Origin of the sequence: Dactylosporangium sp. CA-152071 (genome assembly GCF_050936335.1) — a bacterium.
GTDB lineage: Bacteria > Actinomycetota > Actinomycetes > Mycobacteriales > Micromonosporaceae > Dactylosporangium > Dactylosporangium maewongense.
Genome location: NZ_JBNJMZ010000002.1, coordinates 2,350,246 through 2,363,967, shown reverse-complemented (window position 1 = coordinate 2,363,967; position 13,722 = coordinate 2,350,246). Strand labels below are relative to the sequence as shown.

13 protein-coding genes are annotated in these 13,722 nt (G+C 72.8%); 7 read left to right on the top strand and 6 right to left on the bottom strand.

What is annotated here, in order from left to right; all coding sequences use genetic code 11:
- Positions 1 to 51 precede the first annotated feature (51 nt).
- A complete protein-coding gene (locus tag ACQEVZ_RS50690; RefSeq protein ID WP_433382447.1) occupies positions 52 to 3,180 on the bottom strand; it encodes a GH92 family glycosyl hydrolase in 3,129 nt (1,042 codons plus the stop codon).
- Positions 3,181 to 3,429: 249 nt separating this feature from the next.
- Here ACQEVZ_RS50690 and ACQEVZ_RS50685 point away from each other — a divergent pair, with 249 nt between their 5' ends.
- Complete coding sequence (locus ACQEVZ_RS50685) at positions 3,430 to 4,611, top strand: alcohol dehydrogenase catalytic domain-containing protein (RefSeq protein WP_433382444.1); 1,182 nt, start codon at positions 3,430 to 3,432, stop codon at positions 4,609 to 4,611.
- On the opposite strand, the gene ACQEVZ_RS50680 is transcribed toward ACQEVZ_RS50685, so the two are convergent.
- Both ACQEVZ_RS50680 and ACQEVZ_RS50675 read right to left on the bottom strand, forming a co-directional pair.
- On the bottom strand, positions 4,601 to 5,200 hold the full coding sequence (locus tag ACQEVZ_RS50680; protein WP_433382441.1) for an HAD-IA family hydrolase: 600 nt from the start codon (positions 5,198 to 5,200) through the stop codon (positions 4,601 to 4,603). The two genes, ACQEVZ_RS50685 and ACQEVZ_RS50680, sit on opposite strands and share 11 nt — an antisense overlap.
- A complete protein-coding gene (locus ACQEVZ_RS50675; RefSeq protein WP_344499232.1) occupies positions 5,197 to 5,457 on the bottom strand; it encodes a SemiSWEET family sugar transporter in 261 nt (86 codons plus the stop codon). The genes ACQEVZ_RS50680 and ACQEVZ_RS50675 overlap by 4 nt, the downstream gene beginning before the upstream one ends.
- A 58-nt stretch (positions 5,458 to 5,515) precedes the next feature.
- Here ACQEVZ_RS50675 and ACQEVZ_RS50670 point away from each other — a divergent pair, with 58 nt between their 5' ends.
- The 6 genes from ACQEVZ_RS50670 to ACQEVZ_RS50645 all read left to right on the top strand — a co-directional run bounded on the left by ACQEVZ_RS50670 (position 5,516) and on the right by ACQEVZ_RS50645 (position 10,934).
- Entirely contained in the window at positions 5,516 to 6,655 is a 1,140-nt protein-coding gene (locus ACQEVZ_RS50670) for an ROK family protein (RefSeq protein WP_433382437.1), read from the top strand.
- 98 nt (positions 6,656 to 6,753) lie between these two features.
- Positions 6,754 to 7,080 (top strand): ArsR/SmtB family transcription factor, encoded by a 327-nt coding sequence (locus ACQEVZ_RS50665; protein ID WP_344499236.1) that lies wholly within the window; start codon positions 6,754 to 6,756, stop codon positions 7,078 to 7,080.
- A complete protein-coding gene (locus ACQEVZ_RS50660; protein WP_344499238.1) occupies positions 7,080 to 7,361 on the top strand; it encodes a hypothetical protein in 282 nt (93 codons plus the stop codon). Before ACQEVZ_RS50665 ends, ACQEVZ_RS50660 begins: the two co-directional genes overlap by 1 nt.
- Entirely contained in the window at positions 7,358 to 9,397 is a 2,040-nt protein-coding gene (locus tag ACQEVZ_RS50655) for an MMPL family transporter (protein ID WP_433382432.1), read from the top strand. The genes ACQEVZ_RS50660 and ACQEVZ_RS50655 overlap by 4 nt, the downstream gene beginning before the upstream one ends.
- Before the next feature lie 203 nt (positions 9,398 to 9,600).
- Positions 9,601 to 10,551 (top strand): hypothetical protein, encoded by a 951-nt coding sequence (locus ACQEVZ_RS50650; protein WP_433382429.1) that lies wholly within the window; start codon positions 9,601 to 9,603, stop codon positions 10,549 to 10,551.
- Positions 10,551 to 10,934, top strand: a complete 384-nt coding sequence (locus ACQEVZ_RS50645; RefSeq protein WP_344499244.1) for a PPOX class F420-dependent oxidoreductase — start codon at positions 10,551 to 10,553, stop codon at positions 10,932 to 10,934. The genes ACQEVZ_RS50650 and ACQEVZ_RS50645 overlap by 1 nt, the downstream gene beginning before the upstream one ends.
- 47 nt (positions 10,935 to 10,981) lie before the next feature.
- Here the strand turns inward: ACQEVZ_RS50645 and ACQEVZ_RS50640 are convergent, their stop codons facing one another.
- Genes ACQEVZ_RS50640 through ACQEVZ_RS50630 form a run of 3 tightly spaced genes read right to left on the bottom strand, consistent with a single transcriptional unit; the run spans position 10,982 to position 13,578 of the window.
- Positions 10,982 to 11,728 (bottom strand): YqjF family protein, encoded by a 747-nt coding sequence (locus ACQEVZ_RS50640; protein ID WP_433382425.1) that lies wholly within the window; start codon positions 11,726 to 11,728, stop codon positions 10,982 to 10,984.
- A 9-nt stretch (positions 11,729 to 11,737) separates the two neighbouring features.
- On the bottom strand, positions 11,738 to 13,048 hold the full coding sequence (locus tag ACQEVZ_RS50635; protein ID WP_433382423.1) for a hypothetical protein: 1,311 nt from the start codon (positions 13,046 to 13,048) through the stop codon (positions 11,738 to 11,740).
- Positions 13,045 to 13,578, bottom strand: coding sequence for a SigE family RNA polymerase sigma factor (locus ACQEVZ_RS50630; RefSeq protein WP_433382420.1), 534 nt, complete (start codon positions 13,576 to 13,578; stop codon positions 13,045 to 13,047). The genes ACQEVZ_RS50635 and ACQEVZ_RS50630 overlap by 4 nt, the downstream gene beginning before the upstream one ends.
- Positions 13,579 to 13,722: the final 144 nt, after the last annotated feature.

The window sequence follows — 13,722 nt, the reverse complement described above, 5'->3', positions numbered from 1 at the left end:
GGCGAGGACCCGGGCCATCGTCCAGCCCGGGTCCTCGCCGTGGTCACAGGGTCAGCTGTACGCCTCGAACTCGTAGACGCGTGCGGCCGTGTTCGTGTTCTGGGTCGGGGTGATGATGTTCATGCGGATGTAGCGGGCGTTGACGTTGGTCGTGGTGGTGGTGACGTTGGCGGTGTTGCCGCGGACCTGTGCGGCGGTGGTCCAGGTGGAGCCGTCGGTGGAGGTCACCAGGTCGTAGTCGCGGGTGTTCCAGGCCGCGTCCTCACCGCCGGCGCCGGCGTGGCGGACGACCAGCGATCCGATGTGGACGGTGCTGCCGAGGTCGACCTGGAGGAACTTGGTCGTGCCGAGCGAGCACCACTTGTCGGAGTTGCCGCCGGAGACGCTGCCGTTGACCGCCTTCTCGGGGCCTTCGGTGGTGCCGCAGGACGAGTCGGCGGTGGCCGGCCTGCCGATGGCGAGGTTGCCGGACGGGGTGCCGCCGCCGTACACCTCGAACTCGTAGAGACGCGCCGCGGTGTTGCCGTCGTTGGCGGGGGTGCCGATGTCGACCTTCACGTAGCGGGCGGTCCGTGCCGTGATCGAGTGCTGGGTGCGGCTGGAGCGGTTGCCGGTGGTGGACACGACCTGGGTCCAGGTGGTGCCGTCGGTGGAGGTGGAGATGGTGTACGCGCCGGTGTTCCAGCCGGTCGACTCGCCGCCGAGGCCCGCGTGCTTGAGCACGAAGGTGCTGACGGTCTGGTTGGAGCCGAGGTCGACCTGCAGGAAGCGCGGGGCGGTGCTGGTGCAGAACTTGCTGTTGTTCTGCAGGCTGCCGTCGACGGCCTTGGCCGCGGACTCGGCGGCGGCGCAGGCGGCGGAGCCGGTGGCGGCCTTGTTCAGGGCCAGGTTGGTGCCGAGGTTGGCCGGGGTCGGCGGTTGGGTGGCGCCGTCGGTGAAGGACGGCGGGACGTTGCCGGCGCCGGTGCCCCAGCTGGACTCGCTGCCGCCCATCGTGTACTGGAGGGTGCCGCCGGCGGCGAGGTCGGGGTAGCGCAGGTAGTTGTTGGACACGGCGGCGCCGTCGCGGGTGAGGCTCTGCACGTAGGCGTTGGTGGAGCTGCCGCCGTTGATCTGGATGTTGCCGGCGGAGCGCTGGATGAGCACCGACGGGAACGTGGGGCCGTGGATGGCGAGGGTGTCGGCGCCGGGGGTGACCGGGTACATGCCCATCGCGGACCAGACGTACCAGGCGGAGGTGGCGCCGAGGTCGTCGTTGCCGGGCAGGCCGCCGGCGCCGGTGGTGAAGGACTCGGTCATGACGCGGCGGACGGCGGTGGCGGTCTTGCCGGGCCGCTGCGCGAAGTTGTACGCCCACGGCACGTTGTGCTCGGGTTCGTTGCCGATGTAGAAGTACGGCCGGGAGAGCCCGCCGTTGAGCTCGGTGAAGTGGTGGTCGAGGCGCTGCACCGCGGTGGTGGGTCCGCCCATGAGGTTGATGACGCCGCCGAGGTTGTAGGGGACCATCCAGGTGTACTGGGCGGCGTTGCCCTCGGTGAAGGGGCTTTCCTGGGCGGGGTTGAGCGGCCACGGCCAGGTGCCGTCGCTGTTGCGCGGGTGGATGTACCCGGATTCGGTGTTGAACGTGTTGCGCCAGTACTGGGCGCGGGTCATCGCCGAGTTGTAGGTGGCGGTGTCGCCGGTGGCCTTGGCGAACTGGGCGACGGCGAAGTCCGAGGCCGAGTACTCCATGGAGTCCGACGGTGCGCCGGGGATGTACGTCTTCGACGCGTACTCCGACTGGCGGCCGCGGATCGGGGAGCCCTGCATGGTGCCGCCGGCGATGGCGTTCTTCATCAGCTGGAGCGCGGCGGCGGTGTCGAAGGCGCGGGCGCCGAACGCGTACGCGCTGGACACGATGATCGGGCCGGGGTCGCCGGTCATGACGAAGTCCTCGTTGGTCTGCTGCGACCACTTGGGCAGCAGGCCGCCCTGCTGGCCGTCGAGGACCATGGACTTCATGATGTCGCTGGCGACGTCGGGGGCGATGAACGCGATGAGCGCGGCCCACGAGCGGTAGATGTCCCAGCCGGAGTAGTTCTGGTAGACGGGGTGGCTGGCGGTGTGCACGGCGTTGTCGAAGCCGCGGTACTGGCCGTTGACGTCGCTGGCGATGTTGGGGTTGACCATCACGTGGTACAGCGCGGTGTAGAACTTCTGCAGTTCGGTGGCGCTGCCGCCGGTGGCCTGGACGCGGTTGAGGGCGGTGTTCCAGGCGGCGTCGGCGTTGCTGCGGATGGTGTCGAACGCGCCGGTTTCGGCGTTGAGGTTGGCGGTGGCGTTGGCGGTGCTCACGAACGACAGCGCGACGGTGGCGTTGACGGTCCGGTTGCTGCTGGTGTCCCAGGTGATGATCGCGCCGGTGTTGACGCCGCTGGTGCTGGTGGATCCGTTGCTGATGGTGCCGCCGTTCCAGGTGCCGACGGAGGACGGGGCCCGGTCGAAGCGGATCGAGTAGTAGATCTGGTAGGTCTTGCTGGATCCGCAGAACCCGCCGGCGGTGACGCTGCCGGTGACGTTGCTGCCGGAGATGTTCACGGTGCCGCTGCGGTTGCCGGTGGCGGACCGGCTGGTGTTGATGAGCAGCCGTGCGGTGGTGGTGTTGGGGTAGGTGAGGCGCAGCGCGCCGGTGCGGGTGGTGGCGGACAGTTCGGCGTCGACGCCGTACTTGTCGAGGCGGTTCTTGTAGTAGCCGGCGGACGCGCTTTCGTTGGTTTTCGTGTACGCGGAGGCGTAGCTGGTCCAGGCGGTGCCGGGGGAGGAGCCGAGGGCGCCGGTGACGGGCAGCAGGCCGAGGTCCTCGTTGTTGGCGCAGCCGGCGCCGTTGAAGTGGGTGAGGCTGAACTCCTCGATGGTGCGGTCCTTGTCGCGGTATCCGGACGGGGACGCGGTTGGGGTGTCGGGGCTGAACTGGGTCATGCCGAAGGGCACGGTGGCGCCGGGGAACGTGGAGCCGCCGGCGCCGCCGCCGACAGGGTTGGGGGAGTTGCTGTCGTCGGTGCCGATCAGCGGGTTGACGTATTGGGTCAGGTTGAGGTCGGCGGCGTTGGCCGGTGGTGCCTGCGCGAGCGCGACGAAGACGCTGCCCAGCAGGGCTGCGCCCGCACCGGCGAGCATTCGGACCGTGCGTGATCGGGACATGGGTGGTCTCCCGTTCGTGGCGGTGAGGACGGGAGAGCGCTCTCGATGCATTCATACTGGCTGATCAACGTTCCGTCAAGATTTGCCAGAACCCGGTTTCCCCCGCCGGGTTTGTTAGCGATGGTGCTCAATCCCGCGCGACCTGCGCCGGGCTTCCCACGGGGGCGGGCGGGTCAGCGGGTGGCCTGGTTCGTTTCCAGGGGCTGGGGGCGGGTAGCGGGGAGGGGGGAGCGTGACGGAGGAGGGGCCGTGAAGGCTGTGGTGTGGCACGGTAGGCGGGACGTCCGGGTGGAGACGGTCCCGGACCCGGTGATCCAGGAGCCGAACGACATCGTCATCCGGCTCACGTCCAGCGGGCTGTGCGGCTCGGACCTGCATCTGTACGAGGTGCTGGGGCCGTTCATGAGTGAGGGCGACATCCTCGGGCACGAGCCGATGGGGGTCGTCGAGGAGGTCGGTGCGGACATCGCGCACCTGAAACAGGGTGACCGGGTCGTGATCCCGTTCAACATCGCGTGCGGGCACTGCCTCATGTGCGCGCAGGGGCTCATGACGCAGTGCGAGACGACGCAGGTGCGGTCGGCGGGCAAGGGTGCGGCGCTGTTCGGGTTCACGAAGCTGTACGGGCAGGTGCCGGGCGCTCAGGCGGAGTTCCTGCGGGTGCCGCAGGCGCAGTTCGGGCCGATCAAGGTGCCGGAGGGGCCGGCGGACGACCGGTTCGTGTATCTGTCGGACGTGTTGCCGACGGCGTGGCAGGCGGTCGAGTACGCGGCCGTCCCGGCGAACGGGACCCTCGCCGTGCTGGGGTTGGGGCCGATCGGGGACATGGCGGCACGGGTGGCGATGCACCGGGGGCTGCGGGTCATCGGTGTGGACCTGGTCCCGGAGCGGTTGGAGCGGGCCCGGGCGAACGGAGTGGAGGTGATCGACCTGACGCAGGTCGACGACGTCGCCGACGTGGTCCGGGACCTGACCGGCGGTCGGGGCGCGGACTCGGTCGTGGACGCGGTCGGTATGGAGGCGCACGGGTCGCCGGTGGGGAAGCTGGCGCAGACGATCGTCGGGTTCCTGCCTGACGTGGCGGCGCAGAAGCTGATCGAGAAGACCGGCGTGGACCGGTTGGCGGCGCTGCACCTCGCGATCGACGCGGTGCGTCGCGGCGGGACGATCTCACTGTCCGGCGTGTACGGCGGTACCGCGGATCCGCTGCCGATGATGGTGCTGTTCGACAAGCAGATCCAGCTGCGGATGGGTCAGGCGAACGTGAAGCGCTGGGTGCCGGCGATCCTGCCGTTGCTGACGGGTGACGGGGACCCGCTGGGGGTGGACACGTTCGCGACGCACCGGGTGCCGCTGGACGCGGCGCCGGTGGCGTACGAGAAGTTCCAGGCGAAGAAGGACGGCACGGTCAAGGTGCTGTTCAAGCCGTGAACGTGTCCGCGAGCTCGTCGAGGTCGCGGATGCGCAGGTCGCCGGGCAGGCCGCGCAGTGCCGCGACGCGCATGCCGGCGGCCCGGCCGGCGTCGATGCCGGGCTGGGAGTCCTCGACGACGAGGCAGTCCCGCGGGTCGGCGTGGAGCAGGGTGGCGCCCGCCAGGTAGGGGGCCGGGTCGGGCTTGCCGCGGGGGGTGTCCTCGACGGTGACGAGGTGTCGGACGGGCAGGCCCGCGGCGTGCAGGCGGGCGGTGGCGAGCCGCCGGTCGGCGCTGGTCACGACCGCCCACGGCACGCCGAGCTCGTCGAGGGTCCGTAGCAGCCGTGCGGCGCCGGGGGTGGCGGTGACGTCGGCGAGGTCGTCGTACTGCAGCTCCAGGTTGCGCTGGGCGGCGGCCGTGACGGCGGTGTCGTCGAGGTCGGGGCGCACGACGCGGATCGTGGTCGCGGCGGGGTTGCCGTGCAGGATCGGGGTGAGGACGTCGACGGGGACGGCGTGTTCGGCCGCCCATTGGTGCCAGGCGCGTTCGACGGCGCTGTCGGAGTCGACGAGTGTGCCGTCCATGTCGAGCAGGACTGCTTTCATGCGGTGTCCTCCTGTCGGTACCGGAGTTTCATGACGGAAAGGGTCACCAGTGCCGTGCCCGTCGCCGCGTTGGTGAGGACGATCGGCAGGTCGCCCTGGGATGCGCCGTACGCCACCCAGAGCGCGACCCCGGAGGCGAGGGCCAGCAGGTAGAACCACGAGATGTCGCCGACGGACCTGGTCCGCCATGACCGGGCGAGCTGTGGCAGCCAGCATCCGGTGGTGAGGATTCCGGCGAGCACGCCGAGCACCGACATGGCGCCTCCTTTAAACTCGTCCCGCGAGCATAATGTATGACGGGCAGGATCGGCACCCATGGACCATCGGGCGGAGACGCTGCGGGCGCAGGGGGCGCTCGCGATGCTGCGGTGCGCGCACCGGACGCCGGGGATCACGCGGGCCGAGGCGGCGGCGCGGCTGGGGCTGAGCAGTGGCTCGGCGGCCGGCATCATGGGCCGGCTGCGGGCGGCGCGGCTGCTCGCGGAGGCGCCCGCCCCGCAGACCGGCGGCCGCGGCCGTCCGACGGCGGTGCTGGTCCCGCACCCCGACGGGCCGCTCGTCGCCGTCGTCGACATCACCCACTCGACCTGGACGGTGACGACCGCGGCGATCGGTGGGGCGCTCGCGGCCGCGCCCGTCCACCGGCTCCTCGGCCAGCCCGCTTCCGCCGTCCTTCCGCTGGTACGGGACGCGCTCGCCGCGCTGCACGGCCCCCGGCTGCGGGCGGTCGGCGTCGCGATCCCCGGCACCGTCCACGGCCGGACCCTGGTCGAGGCGACGAACCTGCGCTGGCGCGGCGTCGACCTGGGCGTACTGACGTCCCTGCCGCTCGCGGTCGGCAACGACGCCTCCCTCGCCGGGGTCGCCGAGGCGCTGCGCGGCGCCGCGCAGGGCGTCGGCGTGGCCCTGCACCTGACGGTCGAGGTCGGCGTCGGTGGTGTGCTCATCGTCGACGGCCGCCCGGTGCTCGGCGCGGCGGGCGCGGGCGGCGAGTTCGGCCACCTGCCGTTCGGCGATCCGTCCCGCCGCTGCCCGTGCGGTGCCGGCGGCTGCTGGGACCTCGAGGTCGACGGCCGTGCCATGGCCCGCCACCTGGGCTGCCGCGCGCCGGCCGACCCGCGGGCGTTCGCCGAGCGGACCATCGCCGCGGCCCGCAACGGTGACCCCGCGGCGGCCGCCGCGTGCCGGGCCGTCGCCGCGGCCCTCGGGCGGGGTGTCGGCGCCCTGATCAACGCCGTCGACCCGGCCGTCGTCACCCTCGGCGGTCTCGGCGTGGACCTGCTCGACGTCGCCGGCCCGGCCCTGCACGCCGGCACCGCCGAGGGCGTGATGGCCTGGCGCCGCGACGCCCTGCCGCCGGTCGTCCCCGCCGCGCTCGGATCGCAGGGCCCGGCGATCGGCGCCGCCGAGACCGCGATGGCGCTCGTCCTGACCGAAGCCGCCCTGACCGCCTGAGAACCCTGGGCGGGTCGGGGAGAAACCCTGAGGTGCCCACGAGCGTCAAGGTGTTAGCGTTTCATGTGTAAGGAAGTTCTTACACGTGAAGGAGCATCATGACGGCGAGCTCGCCCACCGGCGACGACCTGGTCGAGATGCTGGCGGCCCTGTCCAACCCGCTGCGACTGCGCATCGTCGCGAAGCTTGCCGGCGGCCGTGACTACGTGAGCCGACTCGCCCGGGAGATCGGCGTCAGCCGGCCCCTGCTGCACATGCACCTCCAACGGCTGGAGGCGGCCGGCCTGATCGTCGGCAGCCTGGAGCTCTCCGAGGACGGCAAGGCGATGAAGTACTACGAGGTCGCGGACTTCGACCTGCACCTGAACGCCGCGACCCTCGCCGCGGCGGCCGAAACCCTCACCGACCCCAAGGAGCGGTCCTGATGTACCTGAGCGCGGAAGAAATCACCTGGCCGGAGATCACCGCGTTTCTCGGCCTGCTGGTGGCCCTGCTGTTCCTGTTCGGGTTCAGCCTCGCCAGCTGGCTGGAGTACCGGAAGCTGAAGGTCGCCGGGCACCAGCAGGAGGACCTGCGGCAGCTGGTGCGCCGCTACGAGCAGCTGGCGGAGAACTCGATGGACGCCCAGAACCGGATCGCGACCGACGTGGCGGACCTGCGCACCCGCACCGCGTCGATCGAGAAGATCCTGCGGACCGTTGAATGAGGCGCGCGGTCGCGGTCCTCGGCCTGTGGCTCGTCGCCGGGTTCCTGCTGCTGCCCCTCGCCGGGAAGATCGGCGACGTCACCACCACCGACCCGGCGGCCCTGCTGCCGCAGAACGCCGAGGCGACCCAGGCGCTGCTGCGGGCGCGGGAGGCGTTCCCGGGCAGCGACACCCCGGTCGCGGTCGTCGTGTACGTCCGCGACAGCGGCATCACCGACGCCGACCGGTCCGCGGTGGACGCCGACCGGCAGGAGTTCGGGAGGACGACCGGCCAGCAGATCGGTGCGATCACCGCGAGCGGCGACGGGCAGGCGCTGCTGCTGTCGTTCCCGGTCCAGGACAAGGACGTCGTCAAGCAGGTGAAGGCGGCGCTCACCGACTCGCCCGCCGGGCTGCGCGCGGAGGTCACCGGGTCCGCGGGGGCGCTGTCGGACCTCGACGACGCCGGTCAGGGCGCCGACACCACCCTGTTCCTCGCCGCCGCCGGCATCGTCGCGGTGCTGCTGCTGCTCACGTACCGCAGCCCGGTGCTGTGGATCGTCCCGCTCGTCGCGGCGGTCGCGGCCAGCCAGCTGTCCTCCGCGCTCGTCTACCTGATGGCGGAGCACCTGGACGTGACGGTCACCGCCGACCTGACGACGATGATGACGGTCCTCGTCTTCGGCGCTGGCACCGACTACGCGTTGCTGCTCATCGCCCGGTACCGGGAGGAGCTGCACCTGCACCCGGACCGCACGGCGGCGATGGCGGTCGCGGTGCGCCGGTCGTTCCCCGCGATCCTCGCCTCCGCCGCCACCGTGTCCCTCGGCGTGCTGTGCCTGCTCGCGGCGCGGATGAACGACATGCACAGCTTCGCCCCGATCGCCGCGACGGGCATCATCGTGTCGTTCGCGGTGATGACGACGCTGCTGCCGGCCATGCTGGTGCTGCTCGGCCGGTGGCTGTTCTGGCCGTTCGTGCCCCGCTACGGCGCGGCCGTCACGACCAGACGCGGGTTCTGGCACCGCGCCGGGGACCTCGTGGGGCGGCGGCCGCGGCTGCTGTGGACGGTCACGGCGGCGGTCCTCGTGCTGCTGGGGCTCGGCGTGTACGGGCTGCGGCTCGGGCAGAGCACCTCCCAGATGTACACCACGGAGGTCGGCTCCGTCGCCGGCCAGCACCTCATCGACAGGCACTTCGCGGGTGGCGTGTCGTCGCCGGCGCTCGTCCTGGCGGACGCGTCGACGGTCGACGCGGTCGTCGCGGCGGCGAAGGCGACCGGCGGGGTGGCGGACGCGACGGCGACCGGCCGGTCCGCGGACGGCCGCTGGGTGTCGATCGCGGCGACGCTCACCGACCCGCCGGACTCCGCCGCCGCCCGGGCGACCGTCGACCGGCTGCGGGCGGCCGTGCACGCGGTGCCGGGCGCGGACGCCGTCGTCGGCGGGGAGACCGCGACCGCCGTGGACGTCGCCAGGGCGTCGGAGCGCGACAACCTCGTCGTCGTGCCGCTGATCCTCGGCGTGGTGCTGATCGTGCTGATCCTGCTGCTGCGGGCGCTCGTCGCGCCGCTGCTGCTGGCGGCGAGCGTGGCGCTGTCCTACGTCGCGGCGATGGGCCTGTGCGGGCTGGTCTTCCAGGCGCTGGGCCACCCGAACATCGTGCACGGCATGCCGCTGTACGCGTGGCTGTTCCTCACCACCCTCGGCGTCGACTACACGATCTTCCTGATGACCAGGGCGCGGGAGGAGGTCGCGGTGCGCGGCAACCGCGACGGCATGCTCACCGCCCTCACCGCCACCGGCGGCGTCATCACCAGCGCCGGTCTGGTCCTGGCCGGGACGTTCGGTGTGCTGGTGCTGCTGCCGTTCGTCGCGGCGGTGCAGATGGGCCTGATCGTCGCCCTCGGCGTGCTGCTGGACACGTTCGTCGTGCGGACGCTGCTGGTGCCGGCGCTCGCCATCGACGTCGGGCCGCGGCTGTGGTGGCCGAGCCGGCACGCCCAGACGCCGGCCGCCCCGCCACCGTCGAGGATCACGGTCGACATAGCAGGATGATTCCGCGTCGCGGTGCCCGCACCCCGGGTGCCGCGACGCGGTACTGTCGGCGTGCGGGGCCGGCTCCATGGCGTGCTTCCTTCTTTCTCGTACTCCGGTTCGCCGGAAACGAACCCTGCAGCGCGCCCGCTTCCCGGCCCCGCCCATCCGCACGGAACCACGGAACCACGGAACCGGATCGGTCGCGGGAGCGTCTCAGCAGCATGAGCATCGATGGAGGCCGCCGGTGGGCGGTCGTTGCCGCGGCGGGAGCCGGCACCCTGGTGGCCCTGGTCGCCGCCGTACTGGTGGTCAACCGGTCACCGGCCGCACCCGGCGAGCCGCCGCCGCCGTCGGCGCGGGCCGCCGCCGACCCCAGGACGCTCGTCGTCGACGACGGCGACCTCGTCGAGGCCAGCGGGCAGGTGCTGGTCGCGCCGGGGAAACCGGCCCGGCTCTGCGCGCCCGCCCCGGTCCCCGCGATCGGCCGCCCCGGCAACGAGCCGCCGACGTGCTCGCTCGGCGTCGACGTCACCGGCGTCGACCCCGCGAAGCTCACCGGCGCGGGCGTCGTGGCGGGCGTCACCACCGGCCAGGCCAGGCTGCGCGGCACCTGGCGCGACGGTCAGCTGCACGTCACCGAGCAGGGGCCGCCGAAGCCGCCGGCGCCGGTGGGCTTCGACGACACCGTGCCGTGCGGGGCGCCGAAGGGCGGCTGGAAACCCGGCGGCGGCGCCGACAACAACGCGATGCACCAGTACATCTACGATCAGCACCCCGACCGGTTCCGGCCGCTGCGGATCGCCTACCCGGACGGGCCGCCGACCGGGGCCACCACCGGCCCGCAGCCGACCGAGGTCACGGTCGTCGAGGTCGTCGCAGGCGACACCGCGGGCGAGGAGCAGCGGCTGCGGGAGCTGTTCGACGGCAACCTGTGCGTGGTCGCGGCGCCCGGCCGGCCCAGCCTCGCCCGGCAGGAGCAGCTGCGGGAGCAGGTCAGCGCCGGCCTCGACCCGCTGATGTCCGACCCGGCCAGCGGCATCTGGTCCGTCGGCGGCGACGACGTGTTCACCGTCGAGCTCATGATGCTCACCCCGCGGCTGTACGAGCAGCTCAACGCCATCGGGTTCGACCTGCTGCGGGTGGAGCCGTGGCTGCGGCCTACCGTTGGGTGATGAGCAGTCGCACGGACATCCTGGGCCGGCGCAAGCAGGTCGCCCTCACCACGTTCCGCAAGGACGGCACGCCCGTCTCCACCGCCGTGTGGCACGTCGTCGACGGCGACGAGGTGCTGATCCTCACCGAGCCCGGGTCGGGGAAGGTGAAGCGGCTGCGCAACAGCGGCCGGGTCGTGGTCGCGCCCAGCGACATCCGCGGCCGGGTCCCGGACGGCGCGCCGTCGTTCGAGGGCACCGCCCGGCTCGTCGAGGACCCCGACGGGGTCGACCGCATCCGCCGGGCGATCGGCCGCCGGTACATCTCCTCGCGGATCGGCAACTGGTTCAACCGGCTGCTGCGCCGCCCGCGGGTGAGCATCGGCATCGTCGTCACCCTGTAGCCACCTCTGTGGCTCTGGCGGGCCGCCCCCGTGGCGGGCCGCGTTGTTCAGCGGGCGGCGACGTTCGGGGTGCCGAAGCGGACCGGGACGCCGGGGGAGTAGAGCACGCTCACCGGCGGCCCGGCCGGCGCCGGCAGGCCCGCCGCGGTCACCAGGGTGTCGTCGAGGTCGAGCAGGTCCGCGCGGTGCAGCGGCCACCGCGGATGCTCGTTCGGCAGGTGCAGCGTGCGGCCGAACGCGCGGGTGTGCAGCCCCCAGCGGGCCGTGACGAAGTGCTCCAGGGGCGACGGCTCGGCGACCGGCGCGCCGACCCGCACCGCCATACCGTTCACCGCGGGGCGGGGACCCGGCCAGCGGCGGCGGCTGGTGTACCGCACGACGTCGCCGTCCTTCACCAGCCGCATCCTCGCCCACTTGTACGGCAGCCGCAGCGACACCTGAGCGGTCAGCACCGGCAGCAGGCGCGCCGCGTCCAGCGACAGGAACACCACGGCGCGCCGGCCGGCGCCGTCGACGCTGTACAGCCGCACGTTCGTCTCGCAGAACGTGCCGAGATAGGGCAGGCCCGGCCCGCTGAACAGGCCGAGCCGCACCATCCGGAAGCCGATCAGCCCCACGAACGACACCCCGTCGAGCGTGTCAGGGACCGTGCCCGCGGGCAGGAACGGCGCGACGGTCTCCGGCGGCACCGCCCAGTGCAGGAACGCGAGGTCGTGCCAGCGCTGCACCAGCATCGAGCGGCGCACCGGCCGCAGCGTCTCCGGGGTCACGTCCTCGATCCGCACGGCCCTCATTCTCCGGCATCACCCCGTCACCTTCACCACCGTCCTCGTCCACTGCAGGCCGTTGCTGGAGCGGTACAGCGCGTCGGCGTCGAACGCGTAGTAGGCGCCGGGGCCGGCGGCGAGGACCCGCTCACCGGCGGTGTGCAGCAGCGCGGTGCCGAGACCCGGCTGCTTCGCCGGGCGGTACGTCTGCCCGCCGTCGGTGCTGGCGTACCACTCCTGCGGCGGGTCCATCCGGGTCAGCACCACGTGGGTGCCGCCGGCCGCGACATAGGCGTCGCCCTCCTGGTACGCCGCCCGCGGCAACGTCTGTCCGGGGTGCACGCGCTGCCAGGTGCGGCCCCCGTCGCCGGTCCGGTAGACCAGCGTCCTGACCCCCGCGGTCGCCGCCGACGTCGGGCCCACGCCGGTCGTGTCCGCCGGGTCCGGCTGGGTGATGACCGTGTACCCGGTGACGCCGTCGACGCTGTCCACGGCCGGGTACACGTACATCTCCGGCGCCGGGAAATCGGCGTCGCCTCGGCCGAACACGGACGTCGCCCACGTGACGCCGCCGTCGTGGCTGACGGACACCGCGGGCCGGTGCTCGCCGCCGCGCTCCCACCCGCTGACCCACAACCCGCCCGCCGCCGGCACCGCGACGGTGTCGTGGACGTCGATGTCCGGCGGGTTCGCCAGCAGCGTCGCGCGGGCGGTGACGGGGTCGACGGCGAGCATCGTGCACAGGTCGGCGGGCCTCGTCGGCGGCGCGCAGATGATCCAGCCACCCGCCGGCACCTTCGGCACCTTCCCGGCGACCGTCTCCACGACCCGCCAGCTCCGGCCGCCGTCCCGGCTCACCATCGGGATGTGCAGCAGCTGCGGGCCCGCCGGGTCGGTGTTCTGCTGCTCGACGGTCTGCGCCAGCACCCCCGGCGACGGCGCGGACACGTCACCGGCGACGTCCTCCGACCGCACCGTCCACGTCTTGCCGCCGTCGTCGGATCCCACCAGGTTCACCGTGCACCGCGCCCCTTCACCGCACGCGTTCACCTTCGCGTACAGGTGCTCGGCGTCGGCGGCGGCGATCGACACGATGGACCCGTCGCGGGTGCCCGTCGGCCACCCGTCGGCGGTCTGCGTCGGCGGGTCCGCGGGCTGCCCCCCTGACGGCGTGAGCGTCGCCGCGGCGACGACCGCGGTGGTGGCCACCGCCGCCGCGACCGCCGTCCACCCCGCGGCCCGCCGGCGCCTGCGCTGGAACGCCCGCTCGTACACCGCGTCGGCGGACAACCTGCTCGGCGGCGCCTCACCGGCGGCCTCGTCGAACCGTTCCCGGATCTGGTTCATCGCAGCCCCTCCGTCAACGCGAGCTCACCGTCGGCCTCGAGCAGCTCCCGCAGCTTCGCCAGCCCGCGCGCGGCCTGGCTCTTCACCGTCCCCTGTGCGCACCCGAGCACCGCCGCGGTCGCGGCGACGTCGAGGTCCTGGTAGTACCGGCACACCAGCACCGCCCGCTGCCGCGGCGGCAGCTGCCGCAGCGCGGCCGCGAACGCGATCCGGCCCGGGCTGCCCTCCGCCGCGCCGGCCGCCCCCGCCACGTCCGGCGGCTCCGCGACACTGCGCTCCCGCCGCCGCCAGACCCGCCGCACGTCCGCCAGGTACGCGCGCACCAGACACGTCCGCACGAACCCGTCGAGCGCCTCCCGGTCGCGCACCTTCCGCCAGCCCACCGCCAGCCGCATGAACGCCGTCTGCGTCAGGTCATCAGCCCAGTGCCAGTCCCCACACAACAGGTACGCCGTCCTGCGCACCACATCCCGCCGGGCCGTGAAGTACTCCCGGAACTGGCGCTGCTCTTCGCTCTCTCCGCTCGGCATCGCACCTCCCTAGCCCCTAGGTGCGCCCCACCCCTCGTTTCGGTTGCATGCCCCGTCCCGCCGCCCGCTCTGGTGGCCCGCCCGCCCGGCCGCCCGGCCGCTCGCTCCGGTTGGACGCGCCGCCCGACCGCCGGTTCCGGTTGG

Coding starts and splice junctions, on each gene's coding strand:
- ACQEVZ_RS50665 (WP_344499236.1), top strand. CDS start 6,754: ATGACGGCGAGCTCGCCCACCGGCGACGACCTGGTCGAGATGCTGGCG.
- ACQEVZ_RS50675 (WP_344499232.1), bottom strand. CDS start 5,457: ATGTCGGTGCTCGGCGTGCTCGCCGGAATCCTCACCACCGGATGCTGG.
- ACQEVZ_RS50655 (WP_433382432.1), top strand. CDS start 7,358: ATGAGGCGCGCGGTCGCGGTCCTCGGCCTGTGGCTCGTCGCCGGGTTC.
- ACQEVZ_RS50645 (WP_344499244.1), top strand. CDS start 10,551: ATGAGCAGTCGCACGGACATCCTGGGCCGGCGCAAGCAGGTCGCCCTC.
- ACQEVZ_RS50630 (WP_433382420.1), bottom strand. CDS start 13,578: ATGCCGAGCGGAGAGAGCGAAGAGCAGCGCCAGTTCCGGGAGTACTTC.
- ACQEVZ_RS50680 (WP_433382441.1), bottom strand. CDS start 5,200: ATGAAAGCAGTCCTGCTCGACATGGACGGCACACTCGTCGACTCCGAC.
- ACQEVZ_RS50650 (WP_433382429.1), top strand. CDS start 9,601: ATGAGCATCGATGGAGGCCGCCGGTGGGCGGTCGTTGCCGCGGCGGGA.
- ACQEVZ_RS50660 (WP_344499238.1), top strand. CDS start 7,080: ATGTACCTGAGCGCGGAAGAAATCACCTGGCCGGAGATCACCGCGTTT.
- ACQEVZ_RS50640 (WP_433382425.1), bottom strand. CDS start 11,728: ATGAGGGCCGTGCGGATCGAGGACGTGACCCCGGAGACGCTGCGGCCG.
- ACQEVZ_RS50690 (WP_433382447.1), bottom strand. CDS start 3,180: ATGTCCCGATCACGCACGGTCCGAATGCTCGCCGGTGCGGGCGCAGCC.
- ACQEVZ_RS50670 (WP_433382437.1), top strand. CDS start 5,516: ATGGACCATCGGGCGGAGACGCTGCGGGCGCAGGGGGCGCTCGCGATG.
- ACQEVZ_RS50635 (WP_433382423.1), bottom strand. CDS start 13,048: ATGAACCAGATCCGGGAACGGTTCGACGAGGCCGCCGGTGAGGCGCCG.